Source organism: Streptomyces sp. NPDC002870 (assembly GCF_042888505.1).
GTDB lineage: Bacteria > Actinomycetota > Actinomycetes > Streptomycetales > Streptomycetaceae > Streptomyces.
Genome location: NZ_JBIAPW010000032.1, coordinates 13,571 through 31,693 on the forward strand (window position 1 = coordinate 13,571; position 18,123 = coordinate 31,693).

The 18,123-nt window shown below is 73.7% G+C and carries 8 protein-coding genes; 5 read left to right on the plus strand and 3 right to left on the minus strand.

Annotated features, from left to right (window positions below; genetic code table 11):
- Positions 1–2: 2 nt before the first annotated feature.
- The 3 genes from ACFYWY_RS29830 to ACFYWY_RS29840 are packed head-to-tail and all read right to left on the minus strand — an operon-like array spanning position 3 to position 12,277.
- Positions 3–377, minus strand: coding sequence for a phosphopantetheine-binding protein (locus ACFYWY_RS29830; RefSeq protein WP_389191710.1), 375 nt, complete (start codon positions 375–377; stop codon positions 3–5).
- A complete protein-coding gene (locus ACFYWY_RS29835) occupies positions 367–5,022 on the minus strand; it encodes a beta-ketoacyl synthase N-terminal-like domain-containing protein (RefSeq protein ID WP_389191714.1) in 4,656 nt (1,551 codons plus the stop codon). The genes ACFYWY_RS29830 and ACFYWY_RS29835 overlap by 11 nt, the downstream gene beginning before the upstream one ends.
- Positions 5,015–12,277, minus strand: coding sequence for an SDR family NAD(P)-dependent oxidoreductase (locus ACFYWY_RS29840; RefSeq protein ID WP_389191717.1), 7,263 nt, complete (start codon positions 12,275–12,277; stop codon positions 5,015–5,017). Before ACFYWY_RS29840 ends, ACFYWY_RS29835 begins: the two co-directional genes overlap by 8 nt.
- Positions 12,278–12,593: 316 nt before the next feature.
- On the opposite strand from ACFYWY_RS29840, the gene ACFYWY_RS29845 reads away from it, so the two are divergent.
- The 5 genes from ACFYWY_RS29845 to ACFYWY_RS29865 all read left to right on the plus strand — a co-directional run bounded on the left by ACFYWY_RS29845 (position 12,594) and on the right by ACFYWY_RS29865 (position 17,908).
- Complete coding sequence (locus ACFYWY_RS29845; RefSeq protein ID WP_389191720.1) at positions 12,594–13,487, plus strand: LysR substrate-binding domain-containing protein; 894 nt, start codon at positions 12,594–12,596, stop codon at positions 13,485–13,487.
- 209 nt (positions 13,488–13,696) lie between these two features.
- Complete coding sequence (locus ACFYWY_RS29850) at positions 13,697–14,650, plus strand: YbhN family protein (protein WP_389191725.1); 954 nt, start codon at positions 13,697–13,699, stop codon at positions 14,648–14,650.
- An 87-nt stretch (positions 14,651–14,737) separates the two neighbouring features.
- On the plus strand, positions 14,738–15,478 hold the full coding sequence (locus ACFYWY_RS29855) for a carbonic anhydrase (RefSeq protein ID WP_389191728.1): 741 nt from the start codon (positions 14,738–14,740) through the stop codon (positions 15,476–15,478).
- 109 nt (positions 15,479–15,587) lie between these two features.
- Positions 15,588–17,207: a protein kinase gene (locus tag ACFYWY_RS29860; RefSeq protein WP_389191731.1), complete on the plus strand. Its 1,620-nt coding sequence runs from the start codon at positions 15,588–15,590 to the stop codon at positions 17,205–17,207.
- On the plus strand, positions 17,204–17,908 hold the full coding sequence (locus ACFYWY_RS29865; RefSeq protein ID WP_389191734.1) for a hypothetical protein: 705 nt from the start codon (positions 17,204–17,206) through the stop codon (positions 17,906–17,908). The genes ACFYWY_RS29860 and ACFYWY_RS29865 overlap by 4 nt, the downstream gene beginning before the upstream one ends.
- Positions 17,909–18,123 lie beyond the last annotated feature (215 nt).

Consider the following 18,123-nt stretch of genomic DNA (forward strand, 5'->3'; position numbering starts at 1 on the left):
GCTCAGCCGGCCGCGGATGAGGCGACGGGAGCCGGAGCGCTTGCGACGGCGCGGCTCGCCGGGACGGAAGAGTCGGCCGGGGCGGCGGCCGAAGCGGGTGTGCCGGCGATATGGGACACGAGATCGCCGACCGTCATGGCCAGGATTTCCTCCATGTCCTTCTCGGCCAGGAAGGCGATCAGGTCCACGGCTGCCCCGTACCGCTGCTGGAGCAGTTCGGCGAGTGCGACGAACTCGATGCTCTCCAGCGCCAGGTCCTCGTTGAACGTGGTCTCCAGGGTGACCTCTTCCGCGAGGAGGAACTCGTCGCCGACGGTCTCCACGAGCATGGCGGTGATGTCGGCGAGTATCTGTTCGGCGGTGGGGTCAGATGCCATGGCCGGCCTCCGTCGGATTGGGGGTGGGGGGTTCGGTCCGGGCGACGACGTGGGTCGTGGGTTCGCTGTCGGGGCCGGGCAGATCGTGGACCGTGTCGATGCGTACGGCGTGAGCGCGCCCCTGGGGAGAGCGCACGCTGAGCCCTGCGGGCCCGTCGGTGACGGTCCACTGCCGCAGGCGTCCGCCCAGGCCCGTGCCTTCCGCCTTGGCGGCCGCCTCCTTGGCGCACCACAGCGCGGTGAGCGCATGCGCCGGGCCGCACCCGTCCCGCGCGGCGAGTTCCTCGGCGATGAGCCGCTCGTCCGCGGTGAGCGCGATACGGCTCAGCGCCGCGGGGTCCTCCGTGACGGCCTCGACGTCGATGCCGACGGCGTGGCCGGGGTGGGCGTACGCCACGGCCAGCCGGTCCTTGTGGGCCAGGGAGAGCCGGAATCCGGCGGCGAGCGGGCCCTGCGCATGCGGTCGGCCGTCCTCGTCGTTGCCGACCGGGACCTCCACGGGGAAGAGCGGCCCCGCGCCCCTGTCCCACAGCAGTTGGCGTACGGCGTCCTTCGCGGCGATCCGCCCGAGCAGCCAGGCCGTGCGGGCCCGCGGCGGGCGCTGCTCGTAGGCCATCCGCTCGGCGGCGCCCAGATAGCGCCGCATCACCAGCTCCTGCGAGGCGGGGTCGGTCCAGCGGCGCCGGGCCAGACACCAGCCGCCGGGCTGCGGCTCGCCGATGCCGCAGATCTCCGGGGTGAACTTCATCGGCCACACCCGCTCGTCGGCCGCGAAGCGCCGGTACGTCCAGCCTTCCAGTCGGGCCCACACGGTGCCGTCGACGGCGAGGAGTTCCACGTCGCCGTGTACGGAGCCCGGCCGTACGGCGCGGATGCGGGCTGTGGCGTGCAGCAGTGCGCCATCACGTGGGGCGGGCCCGTACAGGCTGACGCGTTCCAGTGACGCGGGGAAGACCAGCCGGTCGGCGGGCAGGCGCAACTGCATCCAGTGGCCGAGGAGTTGGCCGGCGGCGTCCAGCAGCGCGCCCGGGGCGGGCAGGGCGCGCAGCACCCCGCGAATGCCGTCGTCGGCGACGGCGGTCACCTCATGGACACCGGCGAACTGAGGACCGTGGAACATCCACCGGTCGCGGTAGAGAGCCTCGGCGCTGACGGGGGGCGGTCCTTCCCGGGTCAGCGCCGAGAGATCGGGCGCGGGGCGCACGGGGTGGCGGTCGGCAAGGACGACGGTGACGGTGGCGCACCCGGCGATCTCCACACGTACCCGGCCGCCGGTGGGGGCGGGGATCACGCTGAACTCCGCGTCGACGGGCGGGGCGACGGACAGCCAGCGCAACGCCCGTACGTCGCAGAAACCGGTCACCACACCTCCGGGCACCGCCCTGCGCGCGGCGTCCGCGGCGAGTTCCAGCAGCGTGGTCATGGGGACGACGGGGAAGCGGTCCGAGGCCTCCGGCCAGCTGTCGGGCTGGAGATATACGCAGTGGTCGCGGACGTACGGCATGGTCTCGAGGGAGAGCCGCCGCCGGGTGCGGTGGGCGGGTGGCGTCTCGTCCGGGGCGTTGGGAGCGGGTCGCCTCTGCGGCTGCGGAGCGGGCACGCGCCAGGCTTCGGCGACGGCGCGCGCGGCGTGTTGCGTCTCGTCCAGTACGGCGTCGAGGGCCGAGAGCAGTACGGGCTGGTCGGCGGCGGCTGTCCGGGCCGTCCCCACTGAGCGAGCCAGACGGAGCGGGGACGCGGCGCCACCCAGACTCACCAGCGGGGAACCGAGATCGAGCCGGACGAGGTTCTGCTCGTGCGTCCGTACGGATGGAGGCCCTGGATCGAAACGCACAGACCTCGGCCCGAGGGCCGCGGACCCAGCGGACGCCGCCCGGTCAGCGCGCAGCCCGCCGTTGGGCGCGGACGCGGACGCCGCCCGGTCAGCGGGCGGCCCGCCATTCGGCTCCGGATCGAGCGGCACAACCCCCTCGCCCCGCACCGCGGACGCGCGCTCCGTCAGGCGGTCCCAGCGGGGGTTCAGCCCCTCGGTCCACAGTGCCGCCGCCAGCCGGCGCAGTTGGTCCAGCCCGCTGCCGCCCCGGGACGCACCCGCGGAGACCGCGAGGTGGTCCCGGCCGTGCAGAGTGTCGGACACGAAACCCGGAAGACTGCCCGGGCCCATCTGTACGAAGGCCCGCACGCCCTCGGCGTACAACCGCGTCGTCAACTCCCGGAAGCGCACCGGCTCCAGCAGATGGCGCAGCACCACGTCCCGTACGTCCTGCTCCGCAGCCGGATACGCGGCGACGGTCGTCGCCGACCAGACGGGCACGGCCGGCGGCCGGAGCGGCAGTCGGGCGAACGCGGCGCGCACCTGGTCGAGGTAGGGCGCCCACATGGGTGTGTGGAAGCCCGACCGGAAGGGCAGCTCCTGGGTGAGTACGCCCTCGTCGGCCAGCCGGGCCAGCGCCTCGGCCACGGGGCGGGGTTCGCCGCACAGCACCGACTGGTGGGGGCAGTTGTCGTGGCTCACCGCGACGCGGTCAAGGCCGTGCAACGCGTCGGTGGCCTGCTCCGTCCCGCAGCCGAGTGCCGCGTAGAGAAGATCGGGGACGTCGAGATCGCCCGGCCGCAGTGAGTCGAGAAATGTGTCGACGGCATGCTGCGGGTACATCCCGGCGACCACCATCGCGGTCCACTCGCCCAGGCTGTGGCCGGCCAACAGGCCTGGCTGGACGTCCAGTTCGGGGAGTACGCGAGCGAAGAAGCGGCCGACCGCGATGGCGTCCACCGCCCGTTCCACCAGCGTGCCGCCGCCCGTCAGGGCGGGCCGCGGCAGCCCGAAACGGTCGGCGACGTCATCGACCTGCGGCGCGAAGTCCGGCTCAAGGCCGGGGAAGAGCAGGGCCGGTCGGTCATCGGGCGCGAGCAGCGGGCGCGGTGCGAACCACACGCCGCCGCGCCCGCGCCACGGCCGTCCCCGGGCGACGACCGCAGCGGCCAGGGCCCGGCGCTTCGGGGTGAGGCCGAGCACGGCGAGGCGGCAGGGACCATCGCAGGCGGGCGGCTGCGCGGCCCGCTCCGGAACACGCAACTCATCGACCAGGCGACCGAGTTCGCCGGACGATGCCGCGGCCAGCAGCGTCACCGCGGGATCGTCCGCCGGCGCTTCGACGCGCGCGGCCGCTGCCGATCGGCCCCGTCCCGGCGGGCTGCCCGAGACGAAGGCCCCCGGCGCCTCCTCCAGCACCACATGCGCGTTGATCCCACCGAAACCGAAGGCGTTCACGCCCGCCCGTCGCGGCGCGTTCCCGCGGGCCCAGGGCTCCGCCACCGTCACCGGGCGCATACGCGTCCTGGCGAAACCCTCGTGCGGCTCTTCGAGATGGAGCGTCGGGGGCAGCGTCCCGTCGTGCACCGCGAGTACGGCCTTGATCAGCCCGGCCATCCCGGAAGCCTGCATGGTGTGACCGAGCATCGACTTCACCGAGCCCATGGCGACCGGCTCGGTGCCCGCAGTGCGCGGACCGAAGACGCGGGCCAGGGTGGAGAGTTCGGCCTCGTCGCCCACCGGCGTCCCGGTGCCGTGTGCCTCCAGCAGACCGAGCGCGCCGGGCGCCGCCGGGTCGAGGCCGGCCTGCGCCCAGGCCTGGTGCAGGGCGCGTACCTGGCCGTCCACCAGGGGGCTCATCAGGCTCGCGGCCCGGCCGTCGCCGGCCACGCCGACGCCTCGTACGACGGCGTAGATGCGGTCACCGTCGCTTTCGGCGTCGGCAAGGCGCTTGAGGAGGACGACACCCGTGCCTTCGGACAGCAGCGTTCCGTCGGCGCGGCGGTCGAAGGGGCGGATGCACTGACTCGGGCTGAGCGCCCGCAACTGGGTGAAGACGCTCCAGAGCGTGGCGATATGGCAGTGGTGCACGGCTCCGGCGACCACCAGGTCGCAGCTGCCGGCGGCCAGCAGGCCGGCCGCCTGCTCGACGGCGAGCAGTGAGGAGGCACACGCGGCGTCGAGCGTGTAGGCGGGGCCGCGGAAGTCGAGGCGGTTGGCGGTCCTGGCGGCGGTGAAGCTGGGTACGAGGCCGATCGACGCCTCCGGCCGTTCCGGACCGAGTCCGGCCTGGAAGGCTTCGCGCACGGCTGCGATGCGCTCTTCGCCCAGGTCGGGGGCGAGTTCGCGCAGGGTCGCGGCCAGTTGGTGTGCGGTGCGTACGCGCTGGTCGAGGCGGGCGGTGGCGACGCCCATGAACCCGCCGCGGCCGAGGATGACGCCGATCCGGGAGCGGTCTGCGGGCAGCCGCTCCTCGCCTCCGGCATCGGCCACGGCGTCGGCGATGACGCGCAGGGCGAGCAGCTGGTCGGGTTCCGCACCGGCCACGGCGGCGGGCATGATGCCGAAGCGGGTCGGCTCGAAGGCGGCGAGGTCGTCGATGAAGCCGCCGCGCCGGCAGTAGAAATGGTCGCTGCGGGCGGGCCCTTCGACGGCGTCCGGGTCGTAGTAGACCTCGGGGTCCCAGCGGCCGGGAGGTATGTCACTGATGGCGTCCGCCCCCGCGACGAGGTTCCTCCGGTAGGCGGCCAGGTCGGCGGCGCCGGGGAAGACGGCGCCCATCCCGATGATGGCGGCATCGGCCGGGCGGGGGCCGCGACGGGGGTCAGCCACGGCCGCCCTCCGCCGGGGCCGGGTCCGCTTCCGCTTCCGCTTCCGCTTCCGCTTCCGCTTCCGCTTCCGCTTCCGCGAGGAGTACGACCTGACCGGTGGTGCCGTGCGCCAGCTCGGCGAGGAACGCGGCCGTGCCCGCGGCCGGATCGAGGAGCGGGATGCCCCGGCTCGCGTACATCCGTTCCAGCTCCGGGGTGACCATGCCGCCCGCCTCGGCCGCCCACGGGCCCCAGTCGACGGCGAGGACCCTGCCGGGGAAGCGGCGCGACCAGACGGGGGTGGCCGCGAAGGTGTCCAGGGCGTCGTTGGCGGCCGCGTAGTCGGCCTGGCCGCGGTTGCCGAGGACGCCTGACACGCTGCCGAAGAGGACGAGGAAGACGGGTGCAGGGCCATCACCGTGGTCTGCGGCAGCGTCGGCGAGGTGGCGGGCGCCGTCGACCTTGGTGGTGAACACCCGCGCGAAGGACGCCGGGTCCTTGTCGCGCAGCAGCCTGTCCTCGATGGTTCCGGCGCCGTGCACGAGGCCGTCGAGCCGGCCGTGGCGCATACGTACGTCACGGATGACAGCACGTACGGCAGGGGCGTCGGTGACGTCCGCCGCGTGATAGCGCACTGAGGCGGCGGTGGAGTTGAGGACGGCGAGGGTGGTGCGGATCTCGCGCGCGGCGAGGATGCGGGTCGCGGCCGTCTCGATCTCCGCGGGGGTGCGCAGGCCTTGCCGGACGAGGGCCGCACGCAGGGCGACCCTGTCGTGGGCGTGGGCGACGGCCGGGTCCTCGGCGTCGTCCGGCGGTGGGGTGCGGCCGATGAGTTCGATGTGGCAGCCGGTGGCTCCGGCGAGAGCGATGGCCGTACGGGCCGTGATGCCGCGGGCCCCGCCGGTGAGCAGCACCACCGCGTCGCGGCCGATCGGCAGCGGTGGCGCCGCTTCGGGGTCGGGAAGGGGAACGGCGACGGTTCGCAGGGTGTTGCGGGTGCCGTTGGTGTAGCCGATGACCACTGGCTCCTCGGGGGCGCACAGTTCGGCCATCAGATGGGCCGCGATCCGTTCGGGGCGGTCCTTGGGATCGATGTCCACGGCGCGTACGGCGGTGCCGGGGTGTTCGATCGCCGCGGTACGGGCGAAGCCGTACAGTCCCGCGCCCGGGATCGGGTCGGCAGGGGCCGGCGATTCGTGTGACGGGGCTGTACGGCCGAACGCTCCGCCGCGTCCGGTGACGAGCAGCAGCCGGCGTGTGCCCGCCGTCAAGGTGGCGCGCAACGCGCCGAAGGCTTCCGGAAGCACGGGGTCGGGGGCGGGGCGCAGCGCGCTGAGGTCCACGACACCGTCGGCCCCGGCGGCGTCCGCCAGGCGGTCCGGGTGGAGGGTGCGCACCTCGGCTCCGTGGGACTCCAGCTCGGCGGCGAGGGCGAGGGCGACCCCCAGGCCGTCGTCCACGACGGCGAACCGCAGCCCGGGCAGCACATCGGCGGGGTCCCGGGTGTCGGGGGGCCCGACAGGCGCGACCTCGACCAGGAGCCGGGCCGGGCGGGTGGGGCGGGCAGCGGGGCTCGGCGGGTGCTCGTCGGCGGGCGTGCCGAGGCGGGTGGGCCGGGCCACGGGGGTCGGTGCCGGCGCTGGTGGTAGCACCGGCGCGAGGCTGGGCGGGTGCTCGTCCGCGGGCCCGCCCGGGCGCGTGCCCAGGTCCGGGGCGAGGGTCTCCGCGGCCTGATCCATGCCCGCCGGAACCCGCCCCGTGGTCCCACCGGCCCGGCCCGCGGCCGCGCGCGTGCCCGGGTCCGTGTCGAAGCTCTCCGCGGCCTGGCCCATGCCCGGGGCCGGGGCCGACTCCCTCGTCCCGCCGGTCGCGCCGACGGCCGCGCCGGTGCCTACGGCTCCGGCCGCTGGGCTCAGCGCACGCCCGCCGGGGGCCGCGCCCCGGTCCGTACCCGACTCCGCCGCGAAGGGCTCCACGGCCCGGCCTGTCGCCTCGTCCGCGGCCCGGCCCATAGCCGGGGCCGGCTCCGGGGCGCCCCCGCGCGCCACGATCCAGTCCACGATGCCCCCGATGGACTTCAGCCGGGACAGTTCCTCGACGGCCGACTCCGCCGGACCGTCCGTTCCACGCGGCAGTCCGATCCGGTCCGCCAGTGCCCCGATGATCTCGACCCGTTTGATGGAGTCCACGGAGAGATCGGCTTCCAGATCAAGGCCTGGGTCGAGCATCTCCGGCGGGTAGCCGGTGCGGAGGTGGACGATCTCCAGTACGGCGTCCATGAGTTGCTCGCGCGTCAGGGGTCGGGGGCCGGGGGCGTCTTCGGGTTGCGGTCGCGGAGCAAAGACCCGTCGGGGTTCGGGCTCCGGCACGGGCTGCGCGGCCACCGGCGCCGGCATCGGCCCGCCGCCGTCCGCCCCCAAGTAGCCCAGCAGCACATCGCGTTGCGCGGCGACCAGCTCCCGGGCTCCGCGCAGGTACTCCAGTACGGCGTCCTCCCGCCGGTCCGCGGCCGCCGGGGCAGGGGCCGCCGGGGCAGGGGCCGCCGGGGCAGGGGCCGGGGTCACGCGCCGGGCCGGGCGCAGTCCGCCCGCCACGGGTTCGCCGTCCACCGTCCGGACGAGATGGCCGTCCACCAGCCAGCCGGCGCGCCGGGGGGCCTGGTCGGGCAGCGTCGCGCTGCGGCCCTTGAACAGCGGCTCCGGGTCGAACGGGACGCCCGCCGCGGCGAGTTCGGCCAGCGTGGTCACCAGTCGGCTCAGCCCGTGTTCGCCCGGGACGTCGAGCGGGACGGCGGTGTGCGGCCGGTCGCCCAGGATGCGGCCGACGAGCCCGGTGAGCACCCGGCCGGGGCCTGCCTCGACGAAGGTCCGTACCCCGGAGGCGTACATGGCCTCGATCTGCTCGGCGAAGCGCACGGGTTCGGCGAGCTGGCGGGCCAGCAACTCCCGTACGGCCACGGCGTCGGCGGGGTAGGGGCGCGCGGTGGTGTTCGACCAGACCGGGACCGCGGGCCCGGCCACGGCCGAACCGGCCAGTTCCGCGGTCAGCGCGTCGGTGGCGCCCGCGACGACGTCGCTGTGGAAGGCGCAGGCGACCGGGATGCGTTCGGCGGCGATGCCCGCCTCGCGCAGCGCGCCGATCGCGGCGTCGACCGCGGGAGTCGGTCCCGAGATGACGCACTGCGCCGGTGCGTTGTGGTTGGCGACGACGCATCCGGGCGGGAGTTCCGGCAGGTCCTCGGGCGCCGAGGGCACCGCGGCCATGGCTCCGGGGTCGTCACCGGCGGCGGCGAGGATCGCATCGGCCCTGCGGTCGCTGAGCCGGAGGAGGGTCGCGGCGTCATAGGCCCCGGCGGCCCAGAGGGCGACGAGTTCACCGTAGGAGTGGCCGGCCGTGCAGTCGGGTCGTATGCCGAGCGATGTGAGCAGGAGGTGCGCGGCGGCGCCGGTGAGACCGAGGGCCGGCTGGGCGACGCGGGTGTCGGTGACGGCTGCCCGCTGGGCGGCTCGCTCCGCGGGCGTGAAGGCCGCGGGCGGGAACATCGTCGCTGCCTGGCGCCGGTCCGCTTCGTACAGCAGTGTCCGCAGACGGGGGAAGGCGATGAAGAGGTCGCCGAGCATGCCCGGCCGCTGGCTGCCCTGCCCCGGGAAGAGGAAGGCGACCCGCCCAGGACCTCTCTCGTCGGCTGCGGTGTCGCGCAGATACACACCGTCGCCGGGGCTCGCGCCCGGCTCCCGGGCCCGGTCCAGCTTGGCGGCCAGGTCGTCAAGGCCGGTGGCGACGACCGCGAGCTGGATCTCGTCCTCCCCGGCTGACGTCTCGGCGGCGAGGTCCCGCAGCGGCCAGGGGCGTCCCGCCGCGTCGTTCTGTTCCAGCCGGGCGGCGAGGCGGTCGATCGCACGGAGTGCGGCCACGCGGTCGGCGCCCCGGAAGCAGAACAGCTCGGCGGGCCAGGCGTCCAGGCCGTGGGCGGGCTCGCCCGCATCCCCGTACCCGGTGAGGACCGCGTGGTAGTTGGTGCCGCCGAAGCCGAAGGCGCTGACGGCGGCGAGCCGCCGCCCGGCGGGCGCGGTCCAGGGCCTGGCCTCGGTGTCGAAGCAGAAGGGGCTGGTATCCGGCTGCCAGTCGGGGTTGGGACTGGTCAGGTTCAGGGTCGGCGGCCGTACGCCGGAGTGCACGGCCCGAGCCGCCTTGACGAGCCCGGCAAGGCCCGCCGCGCATTTCGTATGGCCGAGCTGCGACTTGACCGAGCCCAGCGAGCACGAGCCCGCTTCTCCTCCTGCGAACACCTCGGTGAGGACGGCCAGTTCGGTGCTGTCGCCGACAACGGTGCCCGTGCCGTGCGCCTCCACGAGGCCGATCTCGGCAGGCGCGACTCCGGCCCGCCGGTAGGCGCGTTCCAGCGCGCGCCGCTGCCCTTCGGGGCGGGGTGCGGTGAGTCCGAGGGAGCGTCCGTCGCTGGAGGCGCCGACGGCCTTGACGACGGCGTAGATGCGGTCGCCGTCGCGTTCGGCGTCCGCCAGTCTCTTGAGTACGAGGCAGGCGACGCCTTCGCCGAGGGCGATGCCGTCGGCGGCGGCGTCGAAGGGGCGGCACCGGCCGGTGGGCGACAGGGCGCGTACGGAGGCGAACATCAGGTAGTCGTTGATGCCGTTGTGCACATCGGCGCCGCCGCACAGCACCATGTCGCTGTCCCGGTCGCGCAGTTGCCTGCATGCCAGGTCGAGGGCGGCGAGCGAGGACGCACAGGCGGCGTCGATCGTGCAGTTGGCGCCGCCGAGGTCGAGTCGGTTGGCGACCCGCCCGGCGATGACGTTCGCGAGCACGCCGGGGAAGGAGTCCTCGGTCAGCCGGGGCAGCTGGGCGTCCAGCTCGGGCGGCAGCTCACCGAGGTAGCCGGGGTGCAGTGCGCGGAAGCCGTAGGCGCCCGCGAGATCGGTGCCCGCCTCGGCGCCGAAGACGACCGAGGTACGGGAGCGGTCGAAGTGCCGCTCTCCCGCGTAACCGGCGTCGGCGAGGGCACGGGCGGCGATGTCGAGCGCGAGCAGCTGTACCGGTTCGATGCTGCCGAGCGAGGCGGGGGCGATGCCGTGGGCGAGCGCGTCGAACGGCGCGGGCGGCAGAAAGCCGCCCCACCGGGACGGGGTCCGCTCCCCGGCCCGCGCCGGGTCGGGATCGTGGTAGGCGGCGGTGTCCCAGCGGCCGGCGGGCACTTCGGTGACGGAGTCGGTCCCCGCGACGATGTTCGACCAGTACTCCGCGAGGTCGTCCGCGCCGGGGTAGCGGCAGGCCATGCCGACGACCGCGATGTCGAGCGGGGCCTCATCGTGCGGATCGTGCTCGGCCGGCAGTTCGCGGAGCCGCTCCGCCCGCTCGGCGAGCAGGGCGGCGGCTCCCTCGATCACCTGGGCGTGCAGGGCAGCGACGGTGGTGGTGGCGGTGCGGGCGGTGGCGATCTGGCCGAGCATGTAGAGGCCCTCGCCGCGCTGCTCCTCCTCGTCCACCGGGACGGGGCCCGCGCCGGTGTGGCGCAGGCCCTTGCTGGCGATCCGCAGCCGCCCGAGGTTGAGCTTCTCCAGCTCCTCCCAGACCTCGTTGGGGCTCGCGCCGTCCTGCCGAAGCCGCTGGGCGGCGGCGGTGAAGGCATCGGCGTACGGCGTCGCCGCGCAGCGTGTCGCATGACCGGGGGCGGTGCGCAGCAGCGCGGTGGACTCGCACTCGATCGCCGTCCGCTGGAAGCCGGGCAGCACGGCCCCGGCGGCGACGGCCTCCTCGGTGAACAGATAGGCGGTGCCCATGAGGACGCCGGTCCGGGCCCCGCGCTCGGCCAGCGGACCTGCGGCGGCCATCGCCATCGCAGCGGATCGCTCGTCGTGGATGCCACCGGCGAAGAGCACGTCGAGTTCGGCGGCGTACGGGCACGCGAGCAGCCGCTCGATCTGCTCCTCCCAGAGCGGGAAGGCTGCGCGCGGGCCGATGTGGCCGCCGCATTCGAGCCCTTCGAAGACGAACCTGCGCGCTCCCTCTGCGAGAAACTGCTCCAGCAGTCCCGGCGAGGGTACGTGCAGATACGTCCGGGTCCCGGCGGCTTCGAGTGGGACGGCCTGGGCGGGCCGGCCGCCGGCGATGATCGCGTACGGAGGCCGTATCTCAGCGACGGCGGCGAGCTGTTCGCGGCGCAGTTCGTCGGGGGCGAAGCCGAGCAGTCCGACGCCCCAGTCCCGGCCGGCCAGGCGCTCGGCGGTTTCACTGAGCAGCTCACGCACATCCCGGCCGGCCATCACGGCCAGGGCGAGAAAGGGCAGCCCGCCCGCTTCGGCGACGGCGGAGGCGAAGGCGGGCCGGTCGCTGACGCGGGTCATGGGCCCTTGGGCCACGGGCAGGTGGCGTTCGCCGGGGCGCGGCCGGAGGGGGCGGGATCGTACGGCCGCGTCGAGGTGGTCGGTGATGGCTGCCCGGACGGCCTGTACGACGGAGCCGGTGGTGCGGTGGCGCGAGGCGAGCCGGGCGGCGACCGGCCCGTCCTGTCCGATGGGCAGTGGCTGCCTGTGCAGGCCGCGGGCGCCGAGGAGTTCGGCGACGTTCCCCTGTGGCGGTGCCAGGTCGGGACGGGTGTACACCCGGTGGCCCGCGACGACGGTGGTTTCGCTGCCGTCCATGGCCCGGATCGCGGCCTCGACGGCGGCGGGAAGCCGGGCCGCGCCTTCGGTGGTGAGCGCGAGCTGCGTGTCGAGTACGACGCCGGCGGCTCCGCCCGCGACGGCCGCGGCGGCCGTGTGCAGGCCGATGCCTCCTGCCGCCAGGACCGGCACGGTCAACCCGGGGTCGGCCAGCAGCCGTTGCAGCAGTACGGAAGTGGTCAGTTCGCCGACCCGGCCGCCGGCCTCGTGTCCCCTGGCCACGAGGCCGCCCGCGCCGGCAGCGACGGCGGCCGCGGCCTCGGCGGGGCTGATGACCTCGGCCCATACCCGCCGCCTGCCACCGGCCGCCCAGACCTCCGTACCGGTGCGCCACCAGGGCTCGGTGAGCAGCACAGTGTCCACGGCGGCGGGCAGTTCGTCCGGGGTGAGGGGGCATCCGGCCGGTAAGCGGACTCCGTAGCGGCCCTTCAGCCCGGCCATCGCGGTGCGCGCCCGGTCGCGATCCCTGCCGAGGTCGAGCAGACCCAGCGCGCCGGCTCGTCCGGCGGCCGCGACCAGCGGGGCGTTGGGCTCCTCGAACGGGCTGACCACGACGACAAGGTCCCGGCCTGCTTGCCGGGCGGGCTGAGAAATCACGGGCTCTCCTTGGGTGGGGGCTCCCAGCGGGGCCGGGCCAGGGAGCGAAGGAGCGGTGGTTCACGGCCGTGCGACGGTCGGATCGCGGCAGGCAGAGGAGGACGTAGGGGCACCTGGCGAGAAGTAACCGGTGGGTAACGTGTCGTGCCGCGTTGCATCCTGCGGCCCGGTGCCCGCACTGTCAACGCACATCCGCCACCCATGCCGCAGCGGCATGGAAGACAACCTGACTGAATATCAACTTCCGTGCAGGAGCGGGCACTTGTTAACACGGCGCCTCTTACACCCCACACTGCCCGGCGGCTAACGTCCGCCCATGACCCCCACACTGCAACAGCTGCGCTACCTCGTCGCCGTCGCGGACTGCCGCTCCATCACAGCCGCGGCGAGCTCCGTCTACGTCGCCCAGCCCGCCCTCTCCCGCTCCATCCAGGCCCTGGAACGCGAAGTGGGCGTGGAGCTCCTGGACCGCAGGGGCCGCGGCGCGACCCTCACCCCCGAGGGGGCCCGTGTCGTACGCCTGGCTCGCACTGCCCTGGACGCCGTGGCTGCGATCGAGGACATCCGCCCGGCACACGGCGGCAGGGCGCACGCCAAGCTGATCGTGGCCGCCACCCCGACTCTCTCCCTCGATCTCGCCGCCGACCTGGTGCCCTCCTTCGCCGAACGCCACCCAGGCATCGAGGTACGCCTGCTCCCGCACGACAGCCGCGAGGCACTCGTACGCGCCCTGACTTGCGGCGTGGCGGAACTGGGCCTGGTCGATCTGCCGGTCGACAAGGAGTTGTCCACACACCATCTCCAGGACCGTGAGGTCGTCCTGATCTCGCCACCGGGCTCCGGACTGCCCGACCCGATGCCGTTGCGGATGCTGGGAGGCCTGCGGATGGTGCTGCCCACTCCCGGCACGGGCCGGCGCACGGAGCTCGAGGCGATGTTCGGCCGGCTCGGGGTGCGCCCCGTGGCGGTGGTGGAAGCCGACGAGCGGCTGGCCTGGGTGACAAGCGTCGTGGACGGGCGTGGCTCGCTGATCTGGTACCGGGACATGGTGTTACGGGCCTTCGGCCACCGCGTCGAAGTCCGTTCCTTCACCCCGCCGCTGCTGCACGCCGTCGGCATCGCACATCCGCGCGGCCCGCTCAGCCGCACCGCCCGTGCCTTCCTGTCGCACGCCAGGCACAACGCGCCCGTACGGGAACCCGCCGGCTGAAGCCGGGTTTCCCGAGCCCGGCAGTTCGGCACTCTCCGGATCACGGCCACGGCGTCCGATTCCATACGCCGGGCGGCGGCGCCGTCTTCCGGCAATCGGCGCGCCCCCCGCTCGTCGGCTGTACGGCACCTGCATGTCGCACGCCGTGGGCAGCCTGGTGGCGCGACGAAGTCCTGGCGGTGTGTGCGGAGCGGAGACGAACCGAGGCCATGTCCACCCCCCGCGCAAACCTCCTTCGGGGGCTGCCGCTGCGACAGATCGCCTGCCTGGTGCCGATCGCCGCCGTCGGCCTGTGGGCGGCCCAGCACTGGCCTCTCATCACGGCCGGCGGCGGCGAACTCCTCTCGGCCAACCAGCGCTGGCTGCTGGTGGCCGCCACACTCACCGTGCTCGGCTGGGTCGCCGTCGCCGTCACACGGCAGGGAGCGACCCTCGAACCGCTTCCCGCGGTACGGCTCTTCGTGACGCAGTTCGCCGCCGGAGCCGCCAACCATCTCCTCCCGGCGGGCCTCGGCGCGGGAACGGTCAATCTGCGTTTTCTCCTGCGCTGCGGGCTCTCGCTGTCGCGGTCCTCCGCCGCTCTGGCCCTGCACATGCTGGCAGCGAGCACAGCGCGCATCGCTCTGCTGATCGCGCTGCTCGCCGCCTCTCCGAGCGCGCTGCGACTGGACGGCCTCATGCCGGACTCGGCAGGCCCGCTGCTGCTCGTGGCGGGATGCCTGGTCTGCGTGGTGGCGGTGACTCTTGGGACGGTACGGCCACTGCGCAGAGCGATCCGCGCGTTCGTCGACATCGCCCTGAGCGACGCGCGCTCGGTGCACAGCAGGCCCGCGAGAGTGCTGGCCCTGTGGGGCGGCGCGCTGGCCTATCCCACCATTCAGGCCGCGGGACTGGTCGCCGTGGCGATGGCACTGGACGTATCCGTGCCGATGGTCCACATCGGGATCGCCTACCTTGCCGGGAGCACGCTGGCCTCCGTCGTACCCACGCCCGGGGGCATCGGCTCGGTGGACGCGGGGCTCGTCATCGCCCTTGTCACCACCGGGGTATCGATCGCGGTGGCCACCTCCGTGGTCCTCGGGTACCGGATCATCACGGTGTGGCTGCCACTGGTTCCCGGCGCCCTGGTGCTCGGTGTCCTGGTCCGCTCGAAAGTGATCTGAGACCCGCCCGCCATGATCAGTTCATAAGTGCGCCAACAGATCACAAACACGAATCGCTGGCCGTCCGGCGGTGGTTGGGTTCACCGCATGATTCTGAATCGACACCAGTCCCTGCCCGCCGGCACAGGACGCCGTGCTCTGCTGCGCGCCGCCCTCGCCGGAACCGCCACCGCCGGCGCGGGCCTCACACTCGGCACGACACCCGCCACGGCCGCACCCCGAATACCGGCCCCGCGCACTCAGCACGCCACCCCGGACGAGGCGCTGCGTGCGTTGTCCGCCGGAAACCGGCGGTGGCGCAGATTCCAGCAGCAGCACCCTCACGAGTCCCCGTCCGTGCGCCAGGCGCTCGTGTCGGGTCAGCACCCGTTCGCCGTCATCCTGGGGTGCATCGACTCCCGCGTACCGCCGGAGCTGGTCTTCGACCAGGGACTCGGCGATCTGCTGACGGTGCGATCGGCCGGCGAGGTGCTGGACGAAGCCGTCCTGGGCTCCATCGCCTATGGCGTACTGGAGCTGGGCATACCGCTGATCCTGGTCCTCGGCCACCAGTCGTGCGGCGCGGTGTCCGCGGCCGTCCACGCGGACGAGACCGGAGAGCAACTTCCCGCACACGTCCAGTACTTGGCCGAGCAGATACGCCCGGCCATAGACCACAGCCAGCACGGCGACGCACGCGTCGACTCCACCGTCACGCGCAACGTCGGCCTGGTCCGCTCACGCCTCGCGGCCGAGCCCGACCTCGCCGACAAGGTGGCGGCCGGGGACCTCGCCATCGTCGGAGCCCGCTACGAACTGAGTTCACAACTCGTTCACGCCGTCCACTGACCCCGCCCCTCGCCCTCGCCGGTTTCCTCGCGGGAACCAGTCGTGACGGAAGTGTGTCTGTCATGGGGAGAGCCGGTGGGCTATTCTGCCGCGGGCCTAGGGGGGCGAGATGAACGCATGGTCAGTGCCCGGGTACGCGGAGACCCGGGAGTTGGGTTCCGGTGGCAGCGGGCGGGTCGTCCTGGCCGTCCATGAGGCCACCGGCACGCCCGTGGCCGTCAAATACCTCAGCGAGAGGCTGCGGACGGACTCCGCCTTCGTCCAGGAGTTCCGGGCGGAGGCGCGTCTGCTGGGCGACCTGGATTCGCCGTATGTGGTGGGGCTGTACGAATACGTCGAGGCACCGCAGGGCGCCGCCATCGTGATGGAACTGGTCGACGGCATCGCTCTGCGCGCGCTGCTGCTGCGGGAAGGTGCCACGGGCCCAGAGGCGGCGCTGGTGGTGCTCAAGGGCTCGCTGCTGGGGCTGGCCGCAGCCCACCGCGCGGGTGTCGTCCACCGCGACTACAAACCGGAGAACGTCCTGGTCGCGGCGGACGGCTCCTCCAAGCTCGTCGACTTCGGCATCGCCGCGGGCCGCGGCAGCACGCCGGGCGTCGCCGGCACTCCCGCGTACATGGCCCCGGAGCAGTGGAACGGGGAGCCCGCTTCCCCCGCGGCCGACGTCTATGCCGCGACCGCGACGTTCTACGAATGCCTGACCGGCCGCAAACCGTTCTCCGGCGAGAACTTCGCCGAGCTGGCGCTGCAGCACATCGGCGCACCGGTTCCCGAGGAGGGGACCCCGGAGCCCGTGCGCCCGCTGATCAGGCGCGGGATGGCCAAGGAGCCGCAGGAGCGACCCGAGAACGCGGCGGCGTTCGTCGCCGAGCTGGAAGAGATCGCCGGGGCCGCCTACGGCCCGGACTGGGAGGAGCGGGGCCAGCGCAGACTCGCCGCGCTCGCGGCCCTCCTGCCCCTGCTCTTTCCCTCGGCGGCGGGCCAGTCCGCGGGGACCACCGAGCTGGCCACGACGGCAGTGGGCGGCGGCTGGGGCGGCAGCTGGAAACCGGGCCTGCGGGGAGTGCTGACGGGCGTCGCCGCGCTGGTGGTGGCCGTGATGGTCGCCGTTGCGGCGGGAGCGCGGGGGGACGACCCCCGGCAGACGACTGCTCAGTCCCTGGCCACCACCAGCGCGGTGCCGGGCGCGGCCACCACCGCGCCCGGCGACGGCCCTACTTCCGGGGGCCCGTCGCCGTCCGGCAGCGCCTCCCCCGACAGCTCCCCTTCTCCTTCTTCCGCTTCTCCCTCCGCCGGCGCGACCACCGGGCCGCCATCACCCGCTCCCTCGTCGACAGCGGCTTCCCCGACGCCGACGTCCGCGCCGCCCACCGAACCCAGCCCGTCCGCTCCCACCACTCCTCCCGTACGCGTGAAGTCGGTCTCCGTGTCGAGCCTGCGGCAGACGAGTACGACGGGTGCCTCCGCGTCCATCGACGTCGCGACGGACGGGACCGCCCCGGTGACCATCGTCATCGAGTGGTTCACCGGCGACGCCAAGGGCGAACTGGGCGCGCAGGACGGCTCGCAGGCCTTCGAGCGCAGCGGCGCCACGCAGTACACCATCACCCTGGATCACGCCTTCCGGGGAAAGGGCTGCTATTGGGGCGTACGGGCCACCACTGACCCGGCCGCCGCAAACGGCAGTTCCTCGCAGCAGATCCTGATCCGGCGGTGCACCATCCGATGAAGGATCCCCGGACTCCGTACGACGGCCCGGCTCGCGACGAGGCCGAGAACGACGACTACAGCGCGACCGCGCTGGGCAGCCACTGGTTCGAACGGCCCGCCCCCGAGCCCGCGACGGAGAGAGCGACTCTGGTCCAGGGCAAGCAGCCGGCGAGCGTCGCCCCCGACCGCGTGGAGGGCGAGGTCCTCCGCTTCGGTCCCGGAGTGACCGCGGCGGTCCACCGGCACAACCACGGCAACACCACCGCCGAGCTGTGGCACGGCACACTGCCCGGCGGGCCTGCCGGGCCGCAGCCCCCCGCTCGCCGCCGCGGAGGGCTGCGCCGGTACGCCCTGGCCGGGACCGTACTGCTGGCCGTGCTGGCCTTCCTCGCCTGGCAGCGCTATGGGCCCGCCCTGACCGTGGACGACGTGACGGTCCGCACCGCGGCGGAGGGACCAGGGTGTGACGGCACGGCGGACGTCGTGGGCGTCGTGCAGACCAACGGACGGTCCGGCACCGTCACATATCGCTGGATACGCAGCGACGGCACCGCCTCGGAGCTGCTGCGGGAGAAGATGACGCGCGGCCAGAAGCAGGCACGGCTGCATCTGCTGTGGACGTTTCACGGCCGGGGCGAGTACCGGGCCGGCGCGGAGCTGCGGATCGTCTCGCCGTCCCGGCACGCCGCCGCCACGCACTTCATGTACCGCTGCGCCTGATGCTCTGCGGACGTACCCGACTACTGATCATCCTCCGCGAGGTGACTGTGGGTAAGTGACCAGTCTCACTCCGCTCGGCCCCCGGCTCGGGGTTCGGGCCCCTTCCCATCAGCCATGATCCCTGAGTAACGGACCTAAACAGGAATGGAATCAGGGGTGTTGGCGTGATCGATGCGTGGTTACGACGGGTGGCACGGCAGCGGGCGGACGGCGGT

Bases quoted from the DNA above. Each gene is read 5' to 3' on its own strand.
- ACFYWY_RS29860 (WP_389191731.1), top strand. From the start codon at position 15,588: ATGAACGCATGGTCAGTGCCCGGGTACGCGGAGACCCGGGAGTTGGGT.
- ACFYWY_RS29855 (WP_389191728.1), top strand. From the start codon at position 14,738: ATGATTCTGAATCGACACCAGTCCCTGCCCGCCGGCACAGGACGCCGT.
- ACFYWY_RS29830 (WP_389191710.1), bottom strand. From the start codon at position 377: ATGGCATCTGACCCCACCGCCGAACAGATACTCGCCGACATCACCGCC.
- ACFYWY_RS29845 (WP_389191720.1), top strand. From the start codon at position 12,594: ATGACCCCCACACTGCAACAGCTGCGCTACCTCGTCGCCGTCGCGGAC.
- ACFYWY_RS29865 (WP_389191734.1), top strand. From the start codon at position 17,204: ATGAAGGATCCCCGGACTCCGTACGACGGCCCGGCTCGCGACGAGGCC.
- ACFYWY_RS29850 (WP_389191725.1), top strand. From the start codon at position 13,697: ATGTCCACCCCCCGCGCAAACCTCCTTCGGGGGCTGCCGCTGCGACAG.